The organism is Eubacterium sp. AM46-8, from assembly GCF_003466705.1.
Lineage (GTDB): Bacteria > Bacillota > Clostridia > Lachnospirales > Lachnospiraceae > Lachnospira.
In genome coordinates, this window is record NZ_QSEU01000039.1 from 1 (window position 1) to 852 (window position 852).

Annotated in this window: 1 protein-coding gene; it reads left to right on the forward strand. The window is 36.3% G+C overall.

Features of this window, described 5'->3' with window-relative positions:
• The first annotated feature begins 111 nt into the window (after positions 1–111).
• Positions 112–645, forward strand: coding sequence for an RNA 2'-phosphotransferase (locus DW963_RS13130; protein ID WP_117916367.1), 534 nt, complete (start codon positions 112–114; stop codon positions 643–645).
• Positions 646–852 lie beyond the last annotated feature (207 nt).

The following is an 852-nucleotide window of genomic DNA, read 5'->3' on the forward strand; positions in this document are numbered from 1 at the left end:
CAGTTTAGAATGTATGAGTATGTGATAGAGTAGAAAGTATTAGAAATACGCATATAATGTGCAGTATCTGCCTTACAGGAAGCTATAAAAGAAAACTAAAGGGGGATAACAATGGGATTAACGGACACAAGCAAATTTTTAAGTCTTATTTTGCGGCACAAGCCGGAAACAATAGGAATCAAGCTTGATGAACATGGCTGGGCAGATGTATCTGAGTTGATATCAGGTATAAGTAAAACAAGACCATTTGATATGAAGATGCTTGAAGAGATTGTGCGAACTGACAACAAGCAGAGGTATTCGTTTAATGAAAATAAGACCTTAATCAGAGCAAACCAGGGACATTCAATACCTGTTGATGTTGAACTTGAAAAGAAAACTCCTCCAGAGTTTCTTTACCATGGAACGGGAGAAAAGTTTGTTTCATCAATCGATAAAGAAGGATTACTTTCTAAGAGCAGGTTATATGTTCATTTATCAAAGGATACTGAGACAGCAGTTAAGGTGGGCAGCAGGCATGGAAAGCCTGTGGTTTATAGGGTGGCAGCCGGAAAGATGGCAGATGAAGGATATGAGTTTTTCTTATCTGTAAATGGAGTATGGCTTGTGAAGGCTGTTCCGGCAGAGTATTTAAGCAAATTATAGTAATATATGAATAAAAACTAAATATAAAAAGCAATAGTAAAGAAGGAATGATTGTGAATATAAGATATGCAACAATGGCTGATTTAGACGATATTGCATCGGTTGAATCTGTATGTTTTCCTGTCTTAGAGGCAGCAACTAAAGAAGAATTTGAGCAAAGAATAAAATATTTTGGGAATCATTTCTGGCTTATGTTTGATGAGGGTA

Excerpts from the sequence above, each read along its gene's own strand:
- DW963_RS13130 (WP_117916367.1), top strand. The coding sequence starts at position 112 with ATGGGATTAACGGACACAAGCAAATTTTTAAGTCTTATTTTGCGGCAC.